A 24,647-nucleotide genomic window follows, 5' to 3' on the forward strand; every position below is an offset into this window, starting at 1 on the left:
TTGAAATATTGCCCCCTCCCCAATACATAGGGGAGGGTTGGGGAGGGGTGATTCAAGGATTTTTGCAAGAGGTCTATTATTAATTGCTCTACCGTTTTTTATATATGTTGAATGCGGTACTCAAAATTCAAGTGATATTTTTCCTGGCTTTCATGTCAAGGTTAATTTTGGGTATTTATTGATCCACAGGTATTAGTTTTAAAGGATACAATGGCTCAGATCCATTTAATTGCCAAATTCTAAATACCAATACAGCAGCTACAGTTAACCACACACAAGAAAATGATAAAGTCATTCCTGCTATAGGATTAGTTTGCCAATAAACTGCCGTCACCACTACAGCAGATAACCAAGGGCCTAAAATAACTACAGGTACAGCAGCACCTAATCTCCGTTCTACAGTAAAAATCGTATTCCAAGTATCCCCTAAAGCCAAATGTACCACAAACAAAATTAAAGGCAACACTAAAAACTGGTGATTCATTTGCTGCCAAACTAATACAGAAGAAATTACCCGCAAAACAGCAATTATCATCCAAACTATGGGAAATACCAAAGGTGGAGGAGACCATCTTGGTCTGATTACCTGGTCATAGGTCTGACGAGAACGGGTATTATCTAAAAGAGAAAAAATTCGAGAACGGATACTTAATAGAGCAAAAAATAATCCAGTCAATAAAGTGCTAAACCAACTGGGTAAAGAAGAATTATTATCAATGAACATTACTAATTTTTCCATTCCTAGTAACACGAGAATCATCACTAATATTTGTAGAGTAGTTCCTATTGTATAAACTAAAACTGCTTTAATATCTAGTTCTTGTATTGGAGCTATTAATGTACTTGGAGACTGTTGTTGATTCCCAGGTTTTACCCCCATCACTGTATTGACAAACTGTTCAACTATTCCACTATTCTTGGATTGATTCATAATTAAGAGATTGCGCGTAGTTGGTAATTAGTAGTAATAAGTCATTATATGATAGTCTAATAGTTAAAAATAATTTTGGCAGGCTCTTTTAACATCAGAGTTTATAAGTTCCGAATCTAATGTACAGTCTCTCATAACGGATATTGAGGAAAAAACGTGGAATTTCAGAAGTTATTGTATATTTTTACTTTAGTAAAGATTGCTACGTTTGCTCTAAGTGTACCTGTATTTGCTCAAATCACACAGACTCCCTTTAATTATTCACAGTCGAGTTGTCGTGCAACTAAAGTAAATACTCCAATTTTCAAAGAACCTTCAACATCATCCAACGCTATCAGAATATTGTCGGCAAAAACAAGGATTACTTTAGCATATATACCAGTTAGCGGAGATAGATTCGTCAGAATTAAATCTCCGACTTCAGGATTTATTCAAACTGCTGTGCTGAAATTTTGTCAGCCGAATAACAATGCTCAAAACCTATGGAGTAAACCTACTATTGGCAGTGTATGTCGGCAAATTATCCGACAGGAAACTATACGTCGCCAACCAAGTACAAAAGAACCTTTTATTACAACACTTTATCCAAACACAGTTGTGTTTGTGAACTTGGTTACAGGTAATATAGTTAAGTCATACAAATCTGAAAATTACATTTGGGTAGAAATCGACCTTTCCAGAAGTTTCCCTGGAGAATTATCTGGTAATGGTTGGATAGTCAACACTGACTTAGTAAATACTCCTGGATTAAGCAGTTTGGCTTATTGTAGTTAATAGCTTTTTAACTGATGTAACTGATATTCTTTAACTGCAACAAAGTCAATTGAAATTTTTTAGCAGTAATAAAATATAAAAGGACTATATTAAGAAAACCTTTAGGCTTATCCACAAATGAGTATCAAAACCTTGTGTAGTAAGAGAAATATTTTAATTACAAAACCTCTGAAACGGGCATTCGCAGCTGTTGGATTAGATAGTTTTGACTATTGTGTATTCTCTCCTGTCCTACCACGTGATGATTACTTTGACTTGCTTTCTTTAGCAGACATTTATTTAGATACCTTCGACTGGGCGGGTGGTAACACAACACTGGATGCGATCGCCTGTCATTTACCGATTGTTACTTGTCCTGGTGAGTTTATGCGGGGGCGTCATTCTTATGGTTTTTTGCAAGCGATCGCTGTAAGACAGACAATTGCAGATGATACCTCCCAATATATTCAGATTGCAGTGCGATTAGCCGTAGATATTGATTGGCGATACTCAGTTCGTGAAGCCCTAAAACTCTCAAGCAACGTTCTGTTTGACAATCCCACTGCTACCCAAAATTTAGAAGCATTCATCAAACAGGCGATCGCTGCAAGAAACTAAAGTCAGTATATTTTGACTTTATTTGAAAAATAAGTAAGTATTAACACTAGTGATATTCAAAGGCAATGAAAGTCGAAAATGAAACGTCCAAATCGCCTTGCTTGGATGGGAGCGATCGCACTCGCTGCGATCGTTTTACTTAGTTTGTTCGCGGCTCCCAATAATACTAAAATTAACGCTGGCTCTACCTATAACCGCAACTCTGATGGCTATGGTGCTTGGTATGCTTTTATGCAACAACAGGGAATTTCTATTAAGCGCTGGCAAAAGCCTTTTAGTGATATTCAGCCAGAGAACAGCCCAGTTACCTTGCTACAGGTAGGCGGCTATCCCAGGGAAACGACACTGGATAGTCAAGAGCAGGAATGGGTAGAAAAAGGGAATACTTTGGTAATTTTGGGTGCGAAGGCGCGGGTTACAGAAGCGGAGTTTAGCACTATGCAAAAATCTCCTGAAGGTGATATTAAAATTGATACACGTAGACGATATAAAAAAGCTAACTCTAAGCAAGTTAATTTAGGCGATCGCTTTGGTGCTGTTGTCTGGAAAGAAAATTACAAAAAAGGAAAGGTGATTTTTTCTACCACTCCTTATTTAGCTGCCAACGCCTACCAAGATTACTTAAGTAATTTCAAGTATTTAGCTAGTTTGGTTACTGAAAAAAGTAACACAGTTTTTGTCGATGAATACATCCACGGCTATAAAGATGCCGATGTCAGGAAAAAAGAAAGCGAAGGGGATTTATCTAGCTTTTTTGCCAAAACTCCTTTACTTCCAATATTGATACAGGTAGGTATCCTGCTATTAGTGCTAGTTTGGGCGCAGAATCGCCGCTTTGGCAAGCCAGTAGCTTTAGATACACCCGTTGTAGATAATAGCGAGGCATACATCCAAGCTTTAGCCGGGGTGTTGCAGAAAGCTGATACCACCGACTTTGTTGTTGAAATGGTGGGTAAACAAGAACAACTACAACTCCAAAAAGCCTTGGGATTAGGGCAAGTACTTTTAGAACGTCAAGCCTTGATCGATTTCTGGATGCAAAAAACAGGTGCAAGTGCAGCAGAACTAGATGCAGTTTTAAAGCTACAATCTCGCAAACAACCCATCAGTGAACGAGACCTGTTAAGCTGGTTGGGGAAATGGCGAACCATTAGGGAAATTAAAAATTAAAAATTAAAAATTAATTTTTTGTAATGATGCATAGTATTTCTGAGTTGGTTATTTATCAATAAAAATATGAGCGAAACCCATCCTATCTTAATTCGTCTTGGTCAAGGTCTTAATCAAGTAATTGTCGGACAATCTAGCTTAATACAGCAACTCTTAGTAGCACTGCTAGCGGGTGGACACGTAATTTTAGAAGGAGTACCGGGAACTGGTAAAACCCTACTAGTAAAAGTGTTAGCGCAGTTAATTCAAGGGGAGTTTCGCCGGATTCAATTAACACCTGATGTTTTACCTTCAGATATTACTGGTACAAATATTTTTGACTTGAATAGCCGCAATTTCACTTTGAAAAAAGGGCCAATATTTACTGAGGTACTGCTAGCAGACGAAATCAACCGTACTCCGCCCAAGACACAAGCGGCGCTGCTAGAAGCGATGGAAGAGATGCAGGTAACACTGGATGGTGAAAGTTTGCCTTTACCAGATTTATTTTGGGTAATTGCGACACAAAATCCCCTGGAATTTGAGGGTACTTATCCTTTACCAGAGGCACAGTTAGACAGATTTTTATTTAAGCTGGTGGTAGATTACCCCGATCAAGCTGCTGAAAAGCAAATGTTACTCAATCGTCAGGCGGGTTTTGCAGCACGACGTTTAGATATTAGCCGTTTGAAACCAATCGCAACAGTAGCCGACATTTTGCAAGCACGACAAGCAGTCAAAGAAGTTAAAGTATCAGAAGCGATCGTTGATTATTTGTTGGCGTTGGTGAGAATATCGCGTCAATATCCTGATTTGACTTTGGGTGCATCACCCCGCGCTACGGGTGCTTGGTTGCAGACATCTCAAGCCCTAGCGTGGTTAGCGGGAAGGAATTTTGTAACGCCAGATGATGTAAAAGCAGTTGCATCACCGTTGCTACGTCATCGTCTCATATTGAAACCAGAAGCGATGCTGGATGGTTTACAAATGGATGCGGTAATTGCGTCGGTAATTAATCAAGTACCAGTTCCGAGGTAGAAAAAATTAAATCTCTGGCGTAAATGTAAAATTTGCCCTCATCCCCCAACCCCTTCTCCCAAAGTTGGGAGAAGGGGAGCGAATTTCAAAGTCCCTCTCCCAAGTTTGGCAGAGAGATTTAGGGTGAGGGCTAATTAGTAGACCTCTTGCATAAGTCGAATAGACCCCCCTTAATCCCCCCGATATATTGGGGGGAAACTTGAAATCTTGCCCCCTCCCCAATACATCGGGGAGGGTTGGGGAGGGGTGATGCAAGGATTTTTGCAAGAGGTCTAGTTATGATTCCGAATCCAAAATCAGATCGCACCTCTAGGTTTGCACTTTTCTGCATAGCTTCAAAATTCATCTCAAATTAAAATAAGCGCATACTTCAATGAGTTAGGGCTAAAAAATAAAAGATATGACCGAAAACGCAAAGGATACAAGCCCCTGAATTTATTTATGGGGATTATTAATTTTGAATTTTGAATTTTGAATTTTGAATTCGGAGCGTACCCTTTTGGGGAAGCAAGCTACGCGCAGCGTCTCGTAGAGAAGCGACGTGACTATCAAGCTAAACGTCAAAGACGAAGGAAATTTTCATAAAGCTTAAGGAAACTTTCAATTTGGATGAAAATATGGTAGAAATAAATTTAAAAGAACATCAAGTTTATGGATATTTACCAGTGGAAAAAAAGCTGGGTATTCTTGTTGTAGATGACCACCAATTAATTTTAACTGGTACCCTCGATGTCTTAAGTCGACAGTATCCCGAAGCTGCTATTATTAAGGCTCAGACGGCAAAAGAGACACTTTCTCAACTTCAATATCACCACTTTGACCTGATTGTGATGGATTTATCAATTCCCGATGAGCAAGGGGAGACAGCAGAAATTGATACCGGAATTAAGCTGTTGCAAACTTTGCTCCAAGAATATCCCCATCAGAATTTCATGGTACAAACTAGTTATGTGAAGGCGTTAATTCGGATCAAACACGAGATTGATAATCATCAAGCTGGATTTGCGATCGCAGATAAAGGATTACCCGAAGATCAAATGCTAATGCGGGTTAATTTGGCCCTTCATGGTGCAACTCACACGAAAGACATCAAAACAGGAATCGAACTCAAACCAGAATGGTTGGAAGTGTTGCGGTTGGCTTTTGAAGAGAGTTTGACAGATAGAGCGATCGCTGATCGAATGTATAAATCAGAACGAGCAGTCCGTACTTACTGGACGAAGATTCAGGATGTGTTGGGAGTGTATCCTGAAGACTGCAAGCAAAGTGGTAAGAATATGCGAATTCAAACTGAAATTCGTTCCCGTGATGAAGGTTTAATTGATTAATCCGGGAAAATTTAATTCGGGAAAAAACGAGATGATATTATGTCCGTTTGATTACTTATTAAACTCGAATAAACCTAAACAGACAAAGCCTAGCTTTGTCTCACCAAGTGAAGCATCTAGCGTGTAGGGGTGCAATGACTGTGAGAATTATAACTAATTATTCGGACATGATATGAGCAGGAGAATTTGGAATCGCATTCGCCAAGAATTTGGATTGTGGTTACAGGCTGCACCTCCTGGAATCGTGGTACTATTTATGGTGATATTGATACGTATAACTGGAGGAATGCAATCTTGGGAATGGATGCTTTTCGATCGGATGTTATGTCTGCGGCCGGTAGAAAAACTTGATGAACATGTAGTAATTGTAGGTATCGATGAAAAGGATATTAAGTGGGTTAAGCAATATCCCATTCCAGATGAGAAGATTGCAGAGTTACTCACCAAGCTGGAAACTTATAAACCGTTAGCTATTGGGCTAGATATCTTCAAAAATGTTCCTGTTGAACCTGGCGGTAAACAACTCGCGCAGGTGTTGCAGCAAAATACTAATATTATCGGTATTCAAAAAATATTACCACCCGAAGCAACTTCTCCACCCCAGAATTTGCCACCGGAACGAGTTGGGTTTGTCGATTTACCTAATGATGAGGATAGCAAAAATCGACGCTATTTGTTATTTACAACAAACCCTAATAATCCTGACAATATCAACGAAGATAAATATTCTTTAGCACTGCGGTTAGTTATCAAGTACTTCCAGGCGAAAGGAATTAAATTGGAAACAGGAAAAAATGACCCGAATACAATCAGATTTCGGGGGATTGAATTACCCCGAATCACCCAGAATTTTGGCGGATACGTTGGTGTTAATGATGGCGGATTGTCAATTTTGATGAACTTCCGCAATACTTCTAAGCCTTTTCATGTTGTCTCGCTACGCGACATTTTAAATGGAAAAGTAGATGCAGAATTATTACGCGATCGCATTGTATTAGTTGGCAACCGCAACACGAGTACTGGTGATATTTTTTATACATCTGCATTGTCAAACTTAGAATTAAACGGTCAAATTTATGGCATTGAATATCACGCTCATGCGATCAGTCAAATTCTTAGTAGTGTAATCGACAGTCGCACAATGTTGTATAGTTGGGGAGATATAGAAGAGTACGCATGGATCTTTGTTTGGGGTTTTCTGCCGATTGTTATCGGACGGCTTACCCAATCTGTTTGGAAAAATATACTTAGTGTTAGTGTAGCTGTATTTGCTCTATTTAGCTGCGGGTATGTGATGCTGTGGGTGTGGGGTATATGGATTCCGGTAGCACCTGGTTTGCTGATCTTAAGTGTAAATGGGCTTGGCTTGAGTGCTTTTGCGTTTTACCAGCATGATAAATTCTTGCGATCGCAAATTAACGAACGCCAAAACACAATTCAACATACTTTTACCGTAATTCATAATGGCCCTTTGCAAACTCTTGCTTATGGATTAAAGCATCTGCGTGCTAAAGATATCCCCTACGAACAACTGGTTGGGCAATTTGAAAAGCTCGATCGCGAAATTCGGGAACTTGGCGAATTTCTCAAACTCGAAGCATTAACCACAGAAGAGAGTTTGCGTTTAGGTAGCGGATTAACACTTGAGTTGAAACGACCTCTACACGATTTATTATATGAAGTTTATTCAACTACATTAGAACGTAAAGATTTTGAACATTTTAAAACATTAAAAGTAAAAATACGCAATTTTGAACCGATTAATGATAAATATTTAAGTATAGAACACAAACGGGGAATATGTCTGTTTTTGGAAGAAGCTCTATGTAATGTTGGTAAACACGCTCAAGGAGTTAAGCGCGTTCAAGCATCAGGTGTTTATAGCGCAAATAAATACAATTTATCTGTGAAAGATAACGGTTTGGGCATTAAATCAAAACTAGAAAATAAAGGCACAAAACATTTTAAAATGCTTGCTAAACAATTAGGAGGAGAGTTTCGCCGTGAATCCCTTTCTCCACGTGGGACTATATGTGAACTTAGTTGGACACCTACGAAGGAATTTTAAGAAAGAATAAAGGCATTAGTCGCCAGAATTCGGAATTTTGCAAAAGTTTTAGATAACCATACAATCAACAGCATTTACCATGAGTCATCAACATTTCGTATTTTGGCAAAATAAGCGCAGACTTACAAGCTTGGTTGTCGGGGTGGTTTTTCTTATGACCGCAGTCCCGGCATTTGCTCAGTTTAAACCACGCGATCGCAAACCAGCCAGCGGAAATTCTCGTCCGGGTGGTTCACGTGGATGTTCAACTAGCGGCATACCACTGACGCAGCTTGCACCTCAGACATTTATCGGTAAAACCGCTTCCACACGTCCAATGTTAGCTTGGTATATGTCAAGTTCCCAAAATGCGCGATTCCGACTGTATGAATTTGATTCAGCCACAACCGTTAAAAAAATTGGGCAAGTTAAAGAAATACCCACAACAGTCGGGATTAACAAACTAAAACTTCCTCTCGAATACCCCGAACTCACAGTTGGTAAAACATATTTATGGCAAATTGCAATTGACTGCGAAAACGACACGATTATTAGACGTGCAGAATTTACCGTTATCAATCCTCAATCACTTGCTAAAAATCGATTTACTAGCATTCCAGAAAGCATAAATTATTATGCTGAAAATGATCTGTGGTATGAAGCCCTAGAAGAAGCATTAAAAGCAACTGGTAATGGTAAACTGGGGCAAACTGGGGCAACTTTAGTTAAAGAACTTGCACAGTCCGAAATGCTTATCGGGGATGGCGTAGATCAAAAAAATATTCAGCAACGAATTGAATACCTCCAGAAAATTGCCAGCGAAAGAATATAGAAATAGTACGGAGAATAGAAATAGTGAAAATTTTGCGGTTTGCTGTCACAGGATGGCTGGGATGCGTGGGAGCGATCGCAGTTTCTATTCATCCTACTTTTGCTCAGTTAACTCCCGATAATAGCCTAGGAAAAGAGCGATCACAAGTCATTCCTCTTAATCAAAATAATGACGGTATCGTGGGCGGTGCGGCTCGTGGCACTAACCTCTTTCACAGTTTTCAAGATTTTAACGTCGGTGTTGCTCGAGGTGTTTATTTTGCTAATCCAGAGGGGATAACAAATATCTTTTCTCGCGTTACTGGTGGTAACTCATCGAATATTTTTGGGAGCTTAGGAGTATTAGGTAATGCGAATTTGTTTTTCCTAAATCCCAATGGCATTTTATTTGGTAAAAATGCTCAGTTAGATATGCAGGGATCATTTATGGGCACAACAGCGAACGGGGTGCAGTTTAGGAATCAGGGGGTTTTTAGCGCGACGAATCCCGAAGCGCCGCCATTGTTAACGATTAATCCTTCGGCGTTGTTGTTTAATCAAATTAATCAAAACGCATCGATTCAAAATAATTCTGTTGCACCCGCAGGCAAAGATCCTGGGGGTGTTGATGTATTTGGTTTGCGTGTTCCAGATGGTAATAGTTTGTTGCTTGTTGGTGGTAATGTCAGCATGGATGGAGGATGGGCGATCGCGAATGGTGGACGCATCGAGTTAGGAGGTTTGGTAGAAAGGGGAAGCATTGGAATTCAAAGTAATGGGGATAATTTCAGTTTAAGTTTTCCCGATGGGGTACAACGGGGAGACATATCTCTCAATAACAAGGCAATAGTTGGTGTTATTGCTGGTAGTGGCGGTAGTATTGCGGCAAATACTCGAAATCTAGAGATTTTAGCAGGTAGTCAATTTTTTGCCGGGATAGGGTCAGGTTTAGGGACTGCTAACACTCAAGCAGGAGATATTACAGTTGATGCTACAGGAGAAATCAAGCTTGCAGGGGCAAATAGCCTAATTTTCAACTCAGTTCAATCTCAAGCAGTAGGAAATGCAGGTAATATCACAATTAAAACTGGCTCCCTTGAAGTAACAGATGGCGCTCAAATAGTTTCTAGTATTTTTGGCAAAGGTGATTCGGGTAATATTTCTATCACAGCCAGTGATGCCATCTCTCTGGATAAAACATCATATATTCTCAACAATGTTCAAAGTCGTGATGCTGAAGGGAATGCTAGAAATATCGACATCACGACAGGTTCGCTTACTGCAACTAATGGTGCTGAAATTAATTCCTTTACCCGTGGACGAGGAAATGCAGGAAATATCATGATTAAAGCAAGGGATGCAGTCACTTTTGATGGGAAAGATAGCGATGGAAATTATAGTGGTTCATTTAGCAATGTACTAGCTGGTGGAGTGGGTAATGGTGGGAAGATTAATATCACTGCTAGTTCATTATCCCTGACTAACAATGGGCAATTAGGGGTTGGTGTGCGCGAAGCTTTTGATACAATTCCTGCTGGTAAAGGTATTGGTGGCAGAGTAGATATCAATGTGCGTGATGCATTCACAATATCTGGAACAAATAGCGGAATCTTTGCAGATATTGATACTGGTGCTGTAGGAAGTGGCGGAAATATTCAAGTTGAAGCTGGAAATATTTTTGTAACAGATGGTGGGTTAATCAGATCTAGCACTTTTGGTAAAGGTGATTCAGGTAATATTTTCATTACAGCCCGTGATGCAACTTCTCTAGATGCTGCATCATATATCGCCAACAATGTTCAGAGTACTGATGCTGAAGGGAATGCTGGAAATATCGACATTACTACTGGTTCGCTTTCGGTAACGAATGGTGCTGAAATTAATTCCTTTACTCGCGGACGAGGAAATGCAGGAAATATCACGATTCAAGCCAGGGATGCAGTCACTTTTGATGGGAAAGATAGCGATGGAAACTTTAGTGCTTCATATAGTAGTGTACTAGCTGGTGGAGTAGGTAATGGTGGAAAAATTAATATCACCGCTGGTTCATTATCCCTGACTAACAATGGACAATTAGAGATTGGTGTGGGCGAAGCTTTAGATACAATTCCTGCTGGTGAAGGTAAAGGTGGTACTGTAGATATCAATGTGCGTGATGCATTCACGATATCTGGAACAAATAGCGGAATTTTTGGGAGTTTGGGTACTGGTGCAATCGGACGTGGTGGAGATATCAAAGTTGAAGCTGGAAATATTTTTGTAATAGATGGTGGGGAAATACTTTCCAGTACTTTTGGTAAAGGTGATTCGGGTAATATTTCTATAACAGCCCGTGACGCAATTTTTCTAGATCAAAAAGGTATTTACAACAACGTTCAGAGTCGTGATGCTGAAGGTAATGCTGGTAATATCGACATCACCACTGGTTCGCTTTCGGTAACGAATGGTGCTGAAATTAATTCCTTTACTCGCGGACGAGGAAATGCGGGAAATATCACGATTCAAGCCAGGGATGCAGTTACTTTTGATGGGGTAGATAGTGATGGAAATTACAGTAGTTCATCTAGTAATGTACTACCTGGTGCAGTGGGTAATGGTGGTGACATTAACCTTCAAGCTGGAAATGTTTTTATTAAAAATGGTGGGGAAATAAATTCTAGTACTTTTGGTGAAGGTGATGCAGGTAAAATTTCCATCACTGCCCGTGACACGGTTTCTCTATCTGGACAAGGTATAAGCTGGATTAGAAGTGACGTTGGTTTTGGAGGAGTAGGTAATAGTGGAGGCATAAGCATCAGTACAGGCTCGCTATTTGCCAGTGATGAAGCCAGAATTTTCTCGAGTGTTTCTGGACGCGGAAATTCTGGAGGAATACTCATTGAAGCCCGTGATACTGTTTCCCTAACGGGAGTAGGCGACCTTAATCTTGGTAGAACTAATTTTGATGCAGATGGAACTATATTTGCCAGCAGCGTTGATTTTGGAGGCGTGGGTAATAGTGGTGGTGTAGTTATAAAAACTGGCACTTTACGCTTAGATAGTTCTCAAATCAATGCAAGCACAGCAGGACGAGGTAATTCAGGTAACATCCTCATCGAGGCACAAGACCAAGTAGCCCTACTGCAAGGGTCTGATATGTTTTCTGAAGTGGCCTGTGCTTGTGAAGACAATGTAGGAGGAGTAGGTGGAATCGGAAATGGCGGAGATATTAGGATTACAACAGGTTCGTTGCTACTAGATGTTGGTGCTAACTTGCGTGCAGATACTGAAGCTATTGGTAATGGCGGCAATATTATCATCAATGCACGAGATAGCGTCACATTCAGGGGCGATTTAAAACCATTTGGAGGTGGTGCTTATACCCAAGTGGAACCTGAAGCAGTTGGAAAAGGTGGTAGCATCATAATCAATACACCTCATTTATCTGTTTCTGGCGACCATGAAATAAACACCAGAACTCAGGGACAAGGAGATGCGGGAAATATCTTTATAAACGCAAACTCTATCTCTCTTGCAGGTTCCGATGTCTTCATTACCAGTGGCGCTAGTCAAGACGAACGGCTGACAGGGACTTCAGGTAAAGGTGGAGATATTAACATCACCACAAATTCCCTACTTGTAACTGACGGGGCAAAGCTATCAGCTAACACGGAAATTCAAGATGCTGCTGGGAACATTAATATCAATGCATCCCGGCTTACCCTTGATAATCGAGGCTCTATAACTTCTGAATCGATCGCTGATGCCAATGGTGGTAATATTAAACTCAATCTCAGGGACTTTTTGCTGATGCGTCACGGTAGCCAAATTTCCACCACCGCAGGCAACGCACAAGCTGGTGGCAATGGCGGTAACATTAATATCAACTCTAAAATCATCGCCGCCAGCCCCGAAGAAAATAGCGACATCAGCGCCAATGCATATACTGGTACAGGTGGAAGAGTCCAAATCAACGCGCAAGGTATCTTCGGTATCGAAGCGCGTCCAAAGCCAACCAAAAAAAGCGATATTACTGCAAGTTCCGAATTAGGCGTTTCAGGTATAACAAATATTAACGCACCAGATACCAGTTACATTCTAAACAGCTTCACCGGATTATTCCCAAACGTCATCGATACTAATGCACTAATCGCTAATAGTTGCATTGTTCGCAGTTCCAAACAAAAGGGTACATTCTTCATCACTGGTTCTGGTGCTTTACGTAGTAGTCCGGGGGATGGATTAATTTCAAACTATTCGACTGGTGAGGTGCGTAATGTTGAACCAACATCGCAGACTTGGAAAAAAGGCAATCGCATAGTTGAACCACAAGGGCTTTATCGACTTGCTGATGGACGCTTGGTACTCAGTCGAGAATGTCAGTGAAGCAATTTTTAGATGAAAAGGCGGTTATACCATTTCTTTGTGAGGCTGCGCCAAATTTTCTTTCTTCCTTTGTGTCCAACTCTTACGAGACGCTGCGCGAATGCGCCCAACTCTTACGAGATGCTGCGCAAATGCGGTTCGTTCCTTATATAATTTGGCGCATCTTTATACAGAATTGGTATTAGAATCCACATTTTACAGAAGCAAAGTTGTTTTACCAAGACATAGCGATCGCCATGACAACATTACTGATAAAATATGCAAAATGCGAGAACTTTATCCAGCGATCAAGCCTTACTTAGAAGGTAGTTTACAGGTTTCCGACCTTCATACTATCCATTTTGAAGAGTCAGGAAACCCGCAAGGTCAACCCATCGTTTTGCTGCATGGGGGCCCTGGTGGTGGATGTCCAGCTTTTTATCGGCAATATTTCCACCCAGAAAAATGGCGATTAGTAATGTTTGACCAGCGCGGTTGTGGTCAAAGTACTCCCCATGCTGAATTACGAGAAAATACTACTTGGGATTTAGTCAGTGATATTGAAAAACTACGTCAACATTTAGGTATAGAAAAGTGGGCGGTTTTCGGTGGTAGTTGGGGTAGCACTTTATCATTAGCCTACAGTCAAACCCATCCCTCTCGATGCACAGGATTAATTCTGCGTGGGATCTTCATGCTGAGACAAAAAGAGTTGCGCTGGTTCTACCAAGAGGGTGCTAGCTATATTTTTCCTGATGCTTGGGAAGAATATCTCAAACCAATTCCCATAGATGAACGTGACGATCTGATCGCAGCATATTACAAACGCTTGACCAATCCAGATTTAGAAATTCAATTAACAGCAGCGCGTGCTTGGTCAATTTGGGAAGGTAGTACCAGTAGACTGTTCTTAGATCCAGAACTTATGCAAAAGTTTGGCGAGAGTGAATTTGCTTCAGCTTTTGCTCGGATTGAATGCCATTACTTTATGAATAAGGGATTTTTGGAAACAGAAGATCAATTACTCTTAAATGTAGACCGTATACGCCATATTCCGGCTGTAATTGTTCAGGGACGCTATGATGTAGTCTGCCCAATGATCTCAGCTTGGGAATTACATCGGGCTTGGCCAGAAGCAGAATTTATTGTGGTTCCTGATGCCGGACACTCGGTGAGTGAACCAGGAATTCGTAGTGCTTTGATTGAAGCAACAGATAATATTTAATTCGGTTGAATATTTTCGATTGTAAATTTGGAAACTTACACTGTATGTAAACCATCAGTGTAAGTAGTTCACTACAAAAAAAAGATATGCAAATTCTAATTATGGAAGGCAGTATGTTATTGCTCCTAACTGCGATGACAACTGGCTGTGTCGGTTCTTCCTCTGTTACAAAACAGCCGCAAGCCTTGCCAGCAAGCACTGAGCAGCCGACGAAAGAAGCTGTATTGAACTCAACACCTACACCGACTGCAAAACCTATAGAGCATTCTACCCCTGAAGCCACTATTGCCACGAATCCGACGCGCTGTGAAACTAGTCAATTGTCAGTGCGCCGAGTCTCTGAAGATGCTGGCGTTGGGAATGTTGCACTTACCTACGCCTTCACCAATAATGCCTCATCCCCTTGCAACCTCTACGGTTATCCGGGATTGGCACTACTGGATGCAAAAGATCAACCTTTGCAGGGGATTAAAGTTATTCGCTCCCAGGATACTTACTTTTCGAGTAAGCAACCTCGACAACAAGTAACTCTAGCTCCTGGAAAACAAGCCTCATTTCAGATAGCATACAACCACATTAGTTCCCCAGATCAAAACTGCCCAATATCTAGTAAAATTCAAATCACGCCTCCTAATGCTTACCAGCACTTTACCCTTACAGAACAAATCAAGCCTTGTACAGGCAAAGTTAGAGTGACTCCAGTACGAGCCGTTAGCACTCAACCCAAGTAAATTTCTGTAATTTACTCAAAGACCCAGAAAAAGCATAAATTTAATCAAAGCCTCTGATAAGTTCAGGATTGTACTAATCAAAAAGGTTAAAAAATTTTATGGAAGGAATTGATGTTGCCGATCAAGATGGCAGAGTAGATTGGACGGCAGTAAAAAACTCTGGTAAAACTTTTGCGTTTGTCAAAGCCACAGAAGGAGTAAGCATCAAAGATTCTGCTTTTGCTCATCACTGGCAAACCATGAAAGCTGTTGGTCTTATTCGGGGTGCTTATCATTTCTTTCACCCCCATACATCTGACCCGGTTCAGCAAGCAAACGAATTCTTAAAAACTTTGGGCAAATTAGAACCAGGAGACCTACCACCAGTCCTAGATGTAGAGGTAACTGACAAAGTAAATAGCCAAGCTGTAATTAATGCAGCCAAACAGTGGTTGGCAGAGGTGGAAAAAGCCCTTTTACAACAAACAAAAAAACCAATTAAACCAATTATTTATACCTTCCCCAATTTCTGGACAGAACTTGGTAATCCATCTGATTTTGCTAGTTATCCTTTATGGATTGCCCACTACGGAACCAAGAACCCAACTATTCCTGATGCTTGGCAGGGACAATACTTAATCCATCAATATGAAGGTGATATATCTGGTGTAACTGGTGTTAGTGGTCGAGCCGATTTGAATAGATTTAATGGATTGCAGCTAGGAGATTCTGGGCTAAAAGTAAAACAATTACAACAGCAATTAAAAGATATTGGATTATATACTGATGCCATTGATGGGCGTTTTTCTGAGTCAGTTAAAAATGCAATTGTTAGTTTCCAAACATCTAAAAAATTGCAAGCTGATGGAATTGTCGGTATAAAAACTTGGATAGCTTTACTATGGATTTAAGTAAGTAGGTGTGAATAAACAAAGGTTTGTGGTCAACGACTCCAAACCTTTAATTAATTTTATATTGTATAATATAGTTTGATTTATTGTGGTTGCTACTTAACATCGTAATGAACAAAATTGAGATTCGACCTGGAAAAAACCTTTAAGGATTCGTTTGAGTGAATTAAACTTAACCCGCCTGATAGCTTTATTTACTTCTACCCACTGCCGTTTTCTTTTACTTGCTTCTGGATAATCTTCACTCAGCATATCGACTGATAGTAAATACATTTTGACGCAGTAAATTTTGCCTTGTTTGCGGTACTTGTAAATTCCCAGTTCATTTGCATCTACTTGCCCAATTATCCCTGCTTCTTCCCACGCCTCTTTTGCTGCTGAATCAGGCGGACTCATGCCATTAGGAATATCTCCTTTCGGAATCACCCAGTGTTGAAAGTCACGGGTTGTAATTAGCAAGATTTCAACTTTACCATTGTTCACTCTGTAAGGAATCACCCCAGACTGTTTAAACACTTTGCTGGCTTTTCGACTCATGTAATTTACATCCTGTACGTCCTAGCTTTTTTGTACAATGTTTACTTCAGAAATTCTAGAGCTGATACCGGATAAATTTTGGTTAATCTTAAGTTATGAAAAGGTTAAAAAATTGCTTTTTGCTTATAAGAGTTAATTATTCAAAAATTTTCCAGCATCATTGTTTGAGCGGGTGATGATGGTTTTAATGCCGCAGTTATATCATGTCCGGCTAATTAGTTATAATTCCCTTTTTCTATGCAGAAAGCCCAAAAACCCATCCCCTCTCCACCTCTGCCCCTGGAGCGGTCTTAATGATAAGTCTTTAACCGGACATGATATTACACTATATATTGTCAGACTGGTTTTATCTGGAAAAGTCAGACGCCTATTCGTGAGTTGTATGCATATAAAGTTATCGGGAATCTAGGCAGCACTTTTGTTCAACTAACTGTAATAACTGTTCCCACACTCTCGTTGGCTAATCTATCCACTGCACACACGGCATAGCTTCCCGCTTGTTGGACGGTAGCGAAAGTTGTGCCAGCAGACAAAATTCGTTGAATTGTCCAAGTATCGCCACTCAGCCGATAAAGTGTCCAAGAACGAACTGGCTGATTATCTCCAGGCTGCCAACTCAGTTTGCGGTTATTGACTTGTAGTCCAATGGGTGGAGATGGTGGTGTTGTATCCTGCCAAGGCAAAGTTGGCGGTAGCGCAGGTTTGTTATAAAGCAGACTTTGAAATTTCTCAGCAATGCCCTGACTATTTTCTGTCAAAACACTGAGATTAAAGAAAATATTCCCCAGTGACAACTGTCCAGCTTGGCTACGACTAATTTTCACCTGCTTTTCAATCTCATCACTCTCCCGACTCTTGTTGCTTGGTTCTGTCAGATTGTTGCCAGCGTAAACGTGTCTTTGCTTTGTGTTTACTTGTGTCCACCACTTTAGCAACGCTGGATAACTTTGTTGTGGTTGGTCTGTGCGCCAGTAAAGTTGAGGAGCTATATAATCAATCCAGCCTTCTTCTAACCATTTTTTTGAGTCAGCATACAGCACGTTGAAAGCATCCAACCCAGTAATACCCGCGGGTTGTCCGGGGCGATAAATCCCAAAAGGACTTATACCAAATTTAACGTCGGGTTTGGTTGTTTTAATTCCCTGCCAAAGGCGCTGTACCATTTTGTTAACATTGTCCCGTCGCCAGTCGCCAAGGCTGAGTGTACCACCAGCTGCTTTATATACAGCGTAGGTTTTATCATCGGGGAAAGGTTGTCCTTCAATGGGATATGGATAGAAATAATCATCTAAGTGAATCCCATCAACGTCGTAGCGCTTTACTACATCGAGAATTACGTTATACGCCCTGTCCTGAACTATTTTTAGTCCTGGGTCCATCCAGCGTTGTGTTTTCCACAAATAAACGCTTTCTGGATTGGTAGCTGCTATGTGGGGACGGACTGTTTTAGCTGGGTCGGTGGAAGTGCTAGCACGGTAAGGGTTAAACCAAGCATGGAGTTCAATATTGTGCTTATGACATTCTGCGATCGCAAACGCTAAAGGATCGTAAAATGGTTCTGGTGCTTTCCCTTGAGTTCCTGTAATCCAAGCACTCCAAGGCTCTAATCTAGATTCATACAAAGCGTCTCCCTCTGGTCGCACCTGGAAAATCAGAGCATTGAAGTTTAGCGCTTGTAATTTAGTAATAATCTCTGTAAGTTCAACTTTTTGTTGAGCAACAGAAAGTCCCGGTTTGGAAGGCCAATCACCATTCCACACAGATACTACCCATGCTCCCCGGAACTCCCGACTATGATTTACCCTAACGCTACCGACAGGTGTGGGTGTCGGAGTTGGAGTTGGTGTGGGTGTGGGTATTGGTGTCGGCGTCGGCGTCGGCGTTGGTATCGGCGTAGGCGTTAATATTGGCGGCTGCACTAGGTAACTAGAGGCAATTTTTTCTGCCTGACCTAAATACACCAAAGCTTGATAAATAATCACTGCTACATCTGCACGAGTAGCTGCAAGATTAGGATTGAGTAATTTAATATTTGGGAAACTAACCACCAAGCCAGCGCTGGTGGCAATAGCTACGTGATTTCTACCATACTCAGGAATCTGAACAGAATCCTGATAAATTTGTGAGAGTTTTGAGAGAAGGTCAGGTTTTACCTTGGTGGCAATTTCTAAGCCTCCTACCAAGGAAACCAAGACTTCTATTCTAGTAATTCGGTTAGCAGAACGGAAAGTTTTATCAGGAAACCCGCTAATAAATGCTTTTTCGTAAGCTGTTTTAATGGCGGCTGCTGCCCAATAATTTGTGGGTACATCAACAAAGGGAACATACTGCCGCTTCTTGGAAACTGTCCCAAATGCGTTGGCGATAATAGCAGCAAATTCAGCACGGGTAAGTGAATTATCGGGGCGATAAGTGCCATTAGGCAACCCATTGACAATACTGCGTTGGGCTAAGGCTGTAATAAATGAGCGTGCCCAATGGTTTTGAATATCCGAGAATGGAGTAGCAATAGATACCATTGTTAATTGCAGCTAGCTGGCGTTGATTTTGATTTCCTTAGTTAATTTAGCAATTTTGTTGGTGTAGGCATAGCCAGCCGTAGGCATCGCTGCTGCAATATCTTGTAAACTTTGACTACTTAAGTTTGGGAATGGGGCATTGGGCATTGGGCATTGATTATTATCCTCTGCTCCCCTGCTCCCCTACTCCCCACTCCTATCTACTAAGTAGCGTTTGCAGTTTGGTCAGGAGGATTCGAGGTAGAACGCGCATTCAACGCCAGCATCACGCGTGAAATGCCAGTGAAAATAATGCTGACACCAATTAGTGTACCCAGAAGCCAGGGTGCATTGAAGGGCCACTGGAACCAAATCATTGCACCTAAGACCAGCGTAATAATCCCATCACCTAGTATCCACGTCCAGTTCTGTTGTGGACGTAACCGGAATGCCAGAATTAACTCGAATGTACCTTCAGCCAGTAAAAAGCTGCCAAGCAACAGAGTTAGTGTGAGCACACCTGTAAAAGGATAAACAAACAGCATGATACCGGTTGCAATATAGAGTCCACTCAATAGAAGTTTCCAAATAAAACCTCCTTGGTGGCGGGTTTGAGTGGCATAAACTAGTTTTGTAAATCCTGCGAAAATTAAAATCACTGCAATCCAAGTTTCAGTGAATATGGTCGAGAGATTAGGCGCTGCGATCGCAATAACCCCTAAAATACTCAGGAGAACACCACTTATCAGCGACCCATTAACATCCTTCTTAATATCTGTAGAAACATCGGTTGTCATAAAAATCCTTTTCCTATTCTTAGACTAAACTCTACATTTAGGTTAGAGAATTTCTAAGTAACAGAGTATGAACCCTAAGATAGACTCATCAGTGTTAACTTCATCGCGATCGTCACTAAAATTCACGACTATTGAGATACTAAATTAATCATCTGATGACAAATGCATTGTCTCTAAGTGACCCTTATAAGAGTTCTGCAAGATTGCTTAGCCGTTCATAAACAGAGATGAGACGATCTCCTTCAAGTTCAACAGAAGTATTTGGATAATTCTGAATGGCTCCAAGTAGTGTAACTTCACCATTTTGTTTAATAGATGCACTTAAAGCGCTTCGCAGTGCCTGTTGATCTAATTGTCCTGCTGGAGGGTGAACTACCTCACCAATTTGGTTAACTAAAATTGGCCCTGCCCAACTAGCTAGTAAGCTATTTAAAAAGGCAGCATCAGCTTTTATTGGGGCTTTCAGTGCCTTACGAGCTACTGCGGGGTCTTGTTGGGCCGCTTGTAAATAAGCTGTTAATGTTGGAGTAGTCTTACCAGTTTCTGTAAACTGACTTAATTCTTCAACAGATATTTGCCCCTGAAAAGTACCATACTTTAAAACAACTTGCTCGGCAGCATTAGCATTAGTAGTTGAGAATAGAACAATAGCGCCTACACCTAAAGCTACTGTCTGAGTGAGTAACTTGGTAAATTTTTTATTGTTTAATCGATTGAAAAGTTGCGAAATCTGCATTTTGTTAAACTTGATAATGGTATGGAGCAGACATAGACAAAAAATGCCTATGTCTTAGGATTAAACCTTGCCATTAGGCGAAGCTGCATGAGGTAGTATAGATTGATCTTCGTCTAAGGTTGGTGCCGGTACGCCCAAATGCTTCCTTGCAGTTTCTTCAGCAAGCTTTCGGTCTTGTTCGTTCTCGAACTGACTCTCATCTAATAAATGAGGATTTTTTGCTGCTTCATCTCGGCTTGGTCGATAACCATTTTTCCACCTGTACTTCCAGTCCATAATTTGAAAGGCAGATATACTGCAATTTGATTTCCTAGTTGCTTATAGTAGATGCTGAATGGAAAATGATACTCCTGCTATGGGTTGAGGAGGTTCATTCAGAAGGTATAAATTTAACATATTAAAGTAAGAATACTTCAGTGAGCAAATTTTAATACCTTGATACGCAAATAACAAATCATTAGTGGCGATCGCTATTGCTGTGACATCTAAAATTTCACAGTCGCAGAATTTGTTTAAACACATTATATTATACCAAGCAGGTCAAATTAAATCTGAAAAATTAATAAAGTCATTGAAATTATGCAGTAGTGAAAGAAGCGGAATTATTTTTATTTTTAAAGTGCGATCGCACCACTAGTCTTTGGTGATGGGCTATGCCTTGAAAAAACCGCTCGCAATTCTAAAATAGATTCATCAGCCTAAAGTTATAGAACAGTTTAAATTTAGCTGGGTACGAAACTGATAAAGTTTATATCTAAAGAAATAATGCGGAATTAAGTTTACTATCCCTGCAAACTACAACAGAATTCAACACAAGCTAAGTCTGTTAACCAAGTAGAAAGCATGTTTTACTCCTGTTAGCGCAGCAGGGCGTAGCCCATTCGGAATTCTGAATTATGCTGTATGTAAAAACAAACCAGTGGATCTTAAACAATATCTCTATAGATATAACTAAAAAAGCTAATTTTATTATAATTACACCTTTAGGCTCACGCAATTGAAACTAAAAAGGTTAATACTGAAAAATAACTTTATCAGTATTAAATCTGGTTGTAATCAAAAATTACAACCAATAGAACAAATAGAGAAAAAAGTACAAACAATGACAACTTCTACAGACCGCGATCAACAGATTCAAAAACTGCGTGAACTAATCAAAGATATTGATTATGGTATGTTTACCACAGTCGATGATGAAGGCACTTTGCATAGTTATCCCATGTCAAAGAGTGGTGAGATTAACTCTGATAGCATACTCTGGTTCTTTACTTATGCTGGTTCCCATAAGGTGACTGAAATTGAACACCATGAGCAGGTCAATATTAGTTTCTCTTCACCCGAACAGCAGCGATACGTTTCTATCTCAGGTACAGCACAACTTGTGAAAGAGCGCAACAAAATGCGAGAGCTATGGAAGCCAGAACTTCAAACCTGGTTTCCTAAAGGACTAGACGAACCAGATATTGCTTTGCTGAAGGTGAATATTAACCAAGTTAATTATTGGGATAGTGTATCGAGTTTCAAGCCACAAACAATTAGTCTTTTGAATGCATCACGCCTTTAAGTAATTCGTAATTTGTAGTTAACAATTCAATTACGAATATTTTAAGACGTGTAATTGTTGGACAAAATTAGCACCCAAGAAGCCATTTGCTATGCCATGCAGTTTACCGATCGCGACAGCTATCAGCGGTATTGATTCTCTGGAAGTACTGCGGCAAAATTTAGTGTAGGCTAGCAAAAACCGCAGGCATCGCCCTTGGCTTTCAACCAATGTAGGCGTTGTGCGATCGCTGTGTCTTACTGGCGTCAATCAAGGAAACGAAATTTATGCCTTACAAACAGATTGCAGACTTACCTGATTCAGTCAAAGAGCATTTACCTAAGCACGCCCAAGAAATTTTTCGGGCTGCATTTAACAGTGCTCAAGAAGAATATGGGGGAGAAGAACATGCCTTTCGTGTTGCTTGGAGTGCGGTAAAGCGCGATTACGAAAAAGGCAATGATGGGCATTGGCACAAAAAGCCAGAATAGGTCATATCATTTTGGATTTTAGATTGGGAAAGAGATAGGGAAACAAATCTAAATGGCAGGCATTCCTGAATCAAAATATGAATCATGGGGCGCTCGCCGTAAAAAAAGCGATCGCTCCATTTGTTTTCATGAAAAAAGGCTGCAACATAGATGTGTATCCTTTTTAAGGTATTTTTTATTTGAAAAAACCTTGTAGTTATGATGACTAATAAGGAATCGCTTTTGCTATATAGGATATAGTACAGTTTTAGAGATATGAGCAAAAATGTAGAGACGTAGCACTGCTACAGCAGATTGCAACTTCTCTACGAGAGGCTACGCCAAGGTGAGGTACAGATAATCGTAGGGGCACAACATGTTGTGCTCCTACCCGTGTACTTCATTTACCTGAAATACGCTGTATGTTTCTCCAAAGGTTATGGATAATACATATTTAATTTTACTCATATCTCTTTTATGTAAAATTGTAGTGTTTTTAAACGCACAGAGGTGCAAAGTAAGCGCAGAGTGTTTTGGAAGCAATGTTGTATTTAGGAAGTATCAGATGTTGCACAAACAATTGATTTATTGCTGGCAAAAATGGTTACTTCCCATCTTAATGCCTGCCACTGTGCAAATAGTGGTTCTAACATTAGGGGTGTTGAGCATCTTAGGAAGCACTGCTCCTATGAGTCATGCTCAGGCTGTTTTTACCAGTAGGCACATCCAAGAGCAACAGACACCATCAAAATCAACAGTGCTAAATGCCACTGTATATCACAGTCCCGATTGTAACTGTTGTGGCGGGTGGATTGAGCACTTAAAGGCACAGGGTTTTAAAATCACAGATTTTTCTACGCCTGACATCGAAACAGTCAAACAAAAGTACAACGTGCCGGATAACTTGTCATCTTGCCATACAGCAATTGTTAATGGATATATTATCGAAGGACACGTCCCAGCTGACGACATCAAACGTCTACTTCAAGAAAAGCCAAATGTTGTTGGTTTATCTGTTCCTCAAATGCCTGTAGGCACTCCTGGGATGGAGATGGGGAATCGAAAAGACCCGTTTTCTGTGTTTTCCTTTGATCACAATAACTCAGTTGCACTATTCAATAAGTATCGTGGTAAGTCCTGAGTGAATTAAAAGGGTCTTTTAACTCGGAACTCAGCACTCTTATTTAGAACCAGTTTTGATCGACTGCGACAAATGACTTAACCATTTCCTAAACCAGAAGGCAGATGCTGCGCTTGCAACATTTTGAGAAAGAAGCTCAATGGCATGGTTACAATCTTGTAGGCTGGCATCGAGTCCCATTGCATAATAAATTTCACGAGCATTGCAAAAGGCATCCATCGCTTCTGATTCTCGATTGATTTTTTCTAACACCAAACCCAAATTAAACCAGGTGTTTGCTTCCCCATTTCGGTCATTAAGATCCCTTCTGATCTCTAATGAATGCTGATAAAATTCCAACGCCCTTTGGTACTGTCCCAAAGCTTTATAAGCACCGCCCAATCCACTCAAGGCCATGCCTTCAGCGTTGCGATCGCTAATGAATTTTGCCAGCCCTAACCATTGTTGGTAAAACTCAATTGCTAGTTGGTAAGATCCCAATGATTCATAAGTATTGCCCAAACTTCCCAGGCTTATGCATTCCCCAGTCCAATCGCCTGTTTTCTTTGTTATACTCAACCATTGTTGGTAAAGCTCTATCGCTTGCTCATACTTACCCAGGTATTCATAAGTATTACCCAAACTTCCCAAGCAAATGCCTTCTCCAGTGCGATCGCCTATTTTCCTGGTAATACTCAACCATTGGTGATAAAATTCAATCGCTCGCTGGTATTTTCCCAGTGATTGGTAAGCGTTACCTAACCCAGATAAAGATTTGGCTTCTTCTAAGCGATCGCCTATTTCTCTAGCTATATCTAACCACTGCTGATAAAACTCAATTGCTAGATGGTACTCGCCTAGTGACTGGTAAGCATTGCCCAAACTTGCCAAAGAAATGACTTCCCGATTGCGATCGCCTGTTTCTCTGGCTTTTTCTAAGCACCGCTCTTCAAACTCAATGGACTCAATATTATTTAGGCCCTCGGATCTTATTACTTCTGTCATTCTCTATAGAAATTTTTGATCGATAAGCTGTCGATTATACAATTTTCTGTGGCTTTAGCACAGGATAAGTGCAACTT

23 protein-coding genes are annotated in these 24,647 nt (G+C 40.5%); 14 read left to right on the forward strand and 9 right to left on the reverse strand.

All coding sequences use genetic code 11. The annotated features are described in order from the left end of the window. Window positions 1-175: 175 nt before the first annotated feature. A complete protein-coding gene (locus HWQ40_RS15745) occupies window positions 176-931 on the reverse strand; it encodes a TspO/MBR family protein (RefSeq protein ID WP_292779334.1) in 756 nt (251 codons plus the stop codon). Window positions 932-1,087: 156 nt separating this feature from the next. Between HWQ40_RS15745 and HWQ40_RS15750 the strand changes: the two genes are divergently transcribed. From HWQ40_RS15750 to HWQ40_RS15800, 11 genes are all read left to right on the forward strand, one after another. Next, window positions 1,088-1,705, forward strand: coding sequence for a hypothetical protein (locus HWQ40_RS15750; protein WP_292779337.1), 618 nt, complete (start codon window positions 1,088-1,090; stop codon window positions 1,703-1,705). Between the two features lie 117 nt (window positions 1,706-1,822). Beyond that, window positions 1,823-2,302 carry a hypothetical protein gene (locus HWQ40_RS15755; protein ID WP_292779340.1) on the forward strand — a complete coding sequence of 160 codons (480 nt, stop codon included), beginning with the start codon at window positions 1,823-1,825 and terminating at the stop codon, window positions 2,300-2,302. 78 nt (window positions 2,303-2,380) lie between these two features. Beyond that, a complete protein-coding gene (locus tag HWQ40_RS15760) occupies window positions 2,381-3,472 on the forward strand; it encodes a DUF4350 domain-containing protein (protein WP_292779343.1) in 1,092 nt (363 codons plus the stop codon). Window positions 3,473-3,538: 66 nt separating this feature from the next. Next, window positions 3,539-4,489, forward strand: a complete 951-nt coding sequence (locus HWQ40_RS15765) for a MoxR family ATPase (protein ID WP_292779345.1) — start codon at window positions 3,539-3,541, stop codon at window positions 4,487-4,489. 617 nt (window positions 4,490-5,106) lie between these two features. Beyond that, entirely contained in the window at window positions 5,107-5,817 is a 711-nt protein-coding gene (locus HWQ40_RS15770; protein WP_292779348.1) for a response regulator transcription factor, read from the forward strand. Between the two features lie 172 nt (window positions 5,818-5,989). Beyond that, window positions 5,990-7,885: a CHASE2 domain-containing protein gene (locus HWQ40_RS15775; RefSeq protein WP_292779351.1), complete on the forward strand. Its 1,896-nt coding sequence runs from the start codon at window positions 5,990-5,992 to the stop codon at window positions 7,883-7,885. 154 nt (window positions 7,886-8,039) lie between these two features. Then, the gene (locus tag HWQ40_RS15780) at window positions 8,040-8,696 is read left to right on the forward strand and encodes a DUF928 domain-containing protein (protein ID WP_292779354.1); all 657 of its coding nucleotides are present in this window, start codon (window positions 8,040-8,042) and stop codon (window positions 8,694-8,696) included. Window positions 8,697-8,719: 23 nt separating this feature from the next. Continuing rightward, window positions 8,720-13,039: a filamentous hemagglutinin N-terminal domain-containing protein gene (locus tag HWQ40_RS15785; RefSeq protein WP_292779357.1), complete on the forward strand. Its 4,320-nt coding sequence runs from the start codon at window positions 8,720-8,722 to the stop codon at window positions 13,037-13,039. Window positions 13,040-13,304: 265 nt separating this feature from the next. Further along, a complete protein-coding gene (gene pip / locus HWQ40_RS15790; RefSeq protein ID WP_292779477.1) occupies window positions 13,305-14,243 on the forward strand; it encodes a prolyl aminopeptidase in 939 nt (312 codons plus the stop codon). An 86-nt stretch (window positions 14,244-14,329) separates the two neighbouring features. After that, a complete protein-coding gene (locus tag HWQ40_RS15795; RefSeq protein ID WP_292779360.1) occupies window positions 14,330-14,974 on the forward strand; it encodes a DUF4232 domain-containing protein in 645 nt (214 codons plus the stop codon). A 98-nt stretch (window positions 14,975-15,072) separates the two neighbouring features. Beyond that, a complete protein-coding gene (locus HWQ40_RS15800) occupies window positions 15,073-15,864 on the forward strand; it encodes a GH25 family lysozyme (protein ID WP_292779363.1) in 792 nt (263 codons plus the stop codon). 99 nt (window positions 15,865-15,963) lie between these two features. Here HWQ40_RS15800 and HWQ40_RS15805 read toward each other — a convergent pair whose 3' ends face one another. From HWQ40_RS15805 to HWQ40_RS15830, 6 genes are all read right to left on the reverse strand, one after another. After that, complete coding sequence (locus tag HWQ40_RS15805) at window positions 15,964-16,401, reverse strand: NUDIX hydrolase (RefSeq protein WP_292779365.1); 438 nt, start codon at window positions 16,399-16,401, stop codon at window positions 15,964-15,966. A 422-nt stretch (window positions 16,402-16,823) separates the two neighbouring features. Next, window positions 16,824-18,920, reverse strand: coding sequence for a family 10 glycosylhydrolase (locus tag HWQ40_RS15810; protein ID WP_292779367.1), 2,097 nt, complete (start codon window positions 18,918-18,920; stop codon window positions 16,824-16,826). A 12-nt stretch (window positions 18,921-18,932) separates the two neighbouring features. Beyond that, complete coding sequence (locus tag HWQ40_RS15815) at window positions 18,933-19,067, reverse strand: hypothetical protein (protein ID WP_292779370.1); 135 nt, start codon at window positions 19,065-19,067, stop codon at window positions 18,933-18,935. Window positions 19,068-19,123: 56 nt separating this feature from the next. Then, a complete protein-coding gene (locus HWQ40_RS15820; RefSeq protein ID WP_292779372.1) occupies window positions 19,124-19,696 on the reverse strand; it encodes an HdeD family acid-resistance protein in 573 nt (190 codons plus the stop codon). Window positions 19,697-19,880: 184 nt separating this feature from the next. Then, window positions 19,881-20,432: an alpha/beta hydrolase gene (locus HWQ40_RS15825; protein ID WP_292779375.1), complete on the reverse strand. Its 552-nt coding sequence runs from the start codon at window positions 20,430-20,432 to the stop codon at window positions 19,881-19,883. Between the two features lie 60 nt (window positions 20,433-20,492). Then, the gene (locus HWQ40_RS15830; RefSeq protein ID WP_292779378.1) at window positions 20,493-20,708 is read right to left on the reverse strand and encodes a bromodomain-containing protein; all 216 of its coding nucleotides are present in this window, start codon (window positions 20,706-20,708) and stop codon (window positions 20,493-20,495) included. A gap of 826 nt (window positions 20,709-21,534) precedes the next feature. On the opposite strand from HWQ40_RS15830, the gene HWQ40_RS15835 reads away from it, so the two are divergent. Then, entirely contained in the window at window positions 21,535-21,996 is a 462-nt protein-coding gene (locus HWQ40_RS15835; RefSeq protein ID WP_292779381.1) for a pyridoxamine 5'-phosphate oxidase family protein, read from the forward strand. Window positions 21,997-22,026: 30 nt separating this feature from the next. On the opposite strand, the gene HWQ40_RS15840 is transcribed toward HWQ40_RS15835, so the two are convergent. Then, window positions 22,027-22,245, reverse strand: a complete 219-nt coding sequence (locus HWQ40_RS15840; protein WP_292779384.1) for a hypothetical protein — start codon at window positions 22,243-22,245, stop codon at window positions 22,027-22,029. Between the two features lie 17 nt (window positions 22,246-22,262). Here HWQ40_RS15840 and HWQ40_RS15845 point away from each other — a divergent pair, with 17 nt between their 5' ends. Further along, complete coding sequence (locus HWQ40_RS15845; protein ID WP_292779386.1) at window positions 22,263-22,466, forward strand: ChaB family protein; 204 nt, start codon at window positions 22,263-22,265, stop codon at window positions 22,464-22,466. Between the two features lie 544 nt (window positions 22,467-23,010). Then, window positions 23,011-23,586, forward strand: coding sequence for a DUF411 domain-containing protein (locus tag HWQ40_RS15850; RefSeq protein WP_292779388.1), 576 nt, complete (start codon window positions 23,011-23,013; stop codon window positions 23,584-23,586). Between the two features lie 39 nt (window positions 23,587-23,625). Here the strand turns inward: HWQ40_RS15850 and HWQ40_RS15855 are convergent, their stop codons facing one another. After that, on the reverse strand, window positions 23,626-24,570 hold the full coding sequence (locus tag HWQ40_RS15855; RefSeq protein ID WP_292779390.1) for a tetratricopeptide repeat protein: 945 nt from the start codon (window positions 24,568-24,570) through the stop codon (window positions 23,626-23,628). Window positions 24,571-24,647 lie beyond the last annotated feature (77 nt).

This window comes from Nostoc sp. NMS9, from assembly GCF_017114995.1.
Classification (GTDB): domain Bacteria; phylum Cyanobacteriota; class Cyanobacteriia; order Cyanobacteriales; family Nostocaceae; genus Nostoc.